Consider the following 1,843-nt stretch of genomic DNA (forward strand, 5'->3'; position numbering starts at 1 on the left):
ATGACCGCGCCGTTCAAGAAAGATTTCAAACAGGGGGTCAGGGTATTCGTTACCGGGATGTTGCGTCCCGACGGCTCGCCAGTCAATGAATGGGTGATCTCCGATATGTCTTCGGCCGATCCCAGGGTCGCGATCAGCGCCATTAACGGGTCATTGGGCGGATATCTGACAGGCGATGTGGCCAGGCTGTTCGATGAGCTGGATGTCCCGGTCGTGGCCGTGAACGCCGACCTTTGGCCGACAGACATCGAAGCGAACAGGCGGCACATAAAGGATTTCGAGCTGATCGAGCTGGACGGACTGGATCATTTCCTGATGCTTAAAGCCCCTGAGCGTTTTAACCCGGCGCTTGAGCAAGCCGTTGAAATGATACTCGAGAAACAAAAATAGCGTCTACGCGGCGTATATCGGCAAAGACATCAAGTCAAGTGGGCGCAACAACAGGACCGTCGGACCGATAAGCCTCAATGAACGATCGCATCTCTTCCCTGTTTTCCTTTTATGGTCCGGCCCGAAAATAAGTTTGACCCGTCTATTGCTTCATAGTTTATAGTTTGTATACGTAGCTATGAGCATAAGATCGTAAACTGTCAAATGAAAGGGGCGGGACATGGGAACTGTTAATGTTGATGAATGGGTCGAACTCTTCAGGGCTATCGGGCTTACCGATGAGGATATGAGCAAGTGGCATAGGAACTTTGAGAAAAGTAATCCTGACGGCCATTTAAGTTTCCTCAAATGGCTTGGCTTGTCGGACGAAAGGATCAAAGAAGTCAGGGGTTTATAGAACTGACGGCAAGGACAGGGCCTTCAGGATGGCCTTGTCCTTGCCTGCCGGGTTTTTATACACGGAAAGGCACTTATGCGTACGATCTCGCAATTAGCAAGGATGTTCAATCTATCAAGAAGCTCACTTCTTTATTATGATTCTATCGGACTTTTGACACCCGATAAACGTACCTTGAAGAATTATCGTTTATATTCCGATGGGTCAGCGCAAAAACTTGGATCGATCTGTGAGTTGCGCGATACGGGTCTCCCGCTCAAGTCCATTAAAATGATATTATCCGATAAAAGAACGAATAAGGACTTTGCCCTGTGGAAAAGACTTCATGCGATAAACCAGGAGATCAGCGGATTACGCAAACAGCAGCAGGTTATCGTGAAGATCCTGCGGCAAAAAGGCCTCTCTAAAAGAACGCGTTTTATCGGCAAAGATCAATGGGTCGCGTTCCTTCGTAGCGCAGGACTGGATGACCTCGGCATGAAAAAATGGCACGTCGCGTTCGAAAGATCCCTGCCTGAATGCCACCAGGATTTCCTCGAATCGATCGGCTTATCTGATAGGGAAATAAAGACGATCCGGGCCGCATCAAAATAGCCTGGAGAGATAATTCCGGGACTCGTTACTGGCCGGGAGCAAATGATCGCGGGGACAGGTTCCCTGCGGCAGTCTACCCCCGACCGGAACCAGTCCCCATATTTTTCCTTTGATGATCAATAACCAGTCCCTCATCACGCTGTTCCCATACACCACGCATAGGGATCTACGCGCACTAGATACAAAAAAAACACACCCCTGGACCAAAGATGATCCGGGGCACCCCCCTGCCCCGGATCATTCCGCCGCTATGATCTCATGTAACCTGTTGAAAATAGTATGGTCATAGTCCTCCCTGGCCCTGACCTCCAGCACATCATACAGTTTTTCCAGCTGTTTTATTATCTGCTCCAGCCTGCCGTCATCATTAACGAGGAGGTACATCCTGCTCTTCGAGCCGTCCCCTATCTCCCCGCACAATATGCCCTCCAGATTAAAGGCCCGCCTCGCGAACAGACCGGT

At 50.0% G+C, this 1,843-nt stretch carries 4 protein-coding genes; 3 read left to right on the forward strand and 1 reads right to left on the reverse strand.

Going from position 1 to position 1,843, the window contains the following annotated elements; translation table 11 throughout:
• The 3 genes from PHH49_08050 to PHH49_08060 form a co-directional block, all read left to right on the forward strand.
• A partial coding sequence (locus tag PHH49_08050) for an alpha/beta hydrolase (protein ID MDD5488890.1) occupies nt 1-390 on the forward strand: 390 nt, incomplete at its 5' end.
• Nucleotides 391-610: 220 nt separating this feature from the next.
• Entirely contained in the window at nt 611-787 is a 177-nt protein-coding gene (locus PHH49_08055; protein ID MDD5488891.1) for a hypothetical protein, read from the forward strand.
• 75 nt (nt 788-862) lie between these two features.
• On the forward strand, nt 863-1,381 hold the full coding sequence (locus PHH49_08060; protein MDD5488892.1) for a MerR family transcriptional regulator: 519 nt from the start codon (nt 863-865) through the stop codon (nt 1,379-1,381).
• Nucleotides 1,382-1,618: 237 nt separating this feature from the next.
• Here the strand turns inward: PHH49_08060 and PHH49_08065 are convergent.
• Nucleotides 1,619-1,843, reverse strand: a 225-nt coding sequence (locus PHH49_08065) for an ACT domain-containing protein (GenBank protein MDD5488893.1), incomplete at its 5' end; no start/stop codon positions are given.

Source organism: Candidatus Omnitrophota bacterium, assembly GCA_028715965.1.
Classification (GTDB): Bacteria; Omnitrophota; Gorgyraeia; order Tantalellales; family Tantalellaceae; genus JAQUQS01.

Coding starts and splice junctions, on each gene's coding strand:
- PHH49_08055 (MDD5488891.1), top strand. CDS start 611: ATGGGAACTGTTAATGTTGATGAATGGGTCGAACTCTTCAGGGCTATC.
- PHH49_08060 (MDD5488892.1), top strand. CDS start 863: ATGCGTACGATCTCGCAATTAGCAAGGATGTTCAATCTATCAAGAAGC.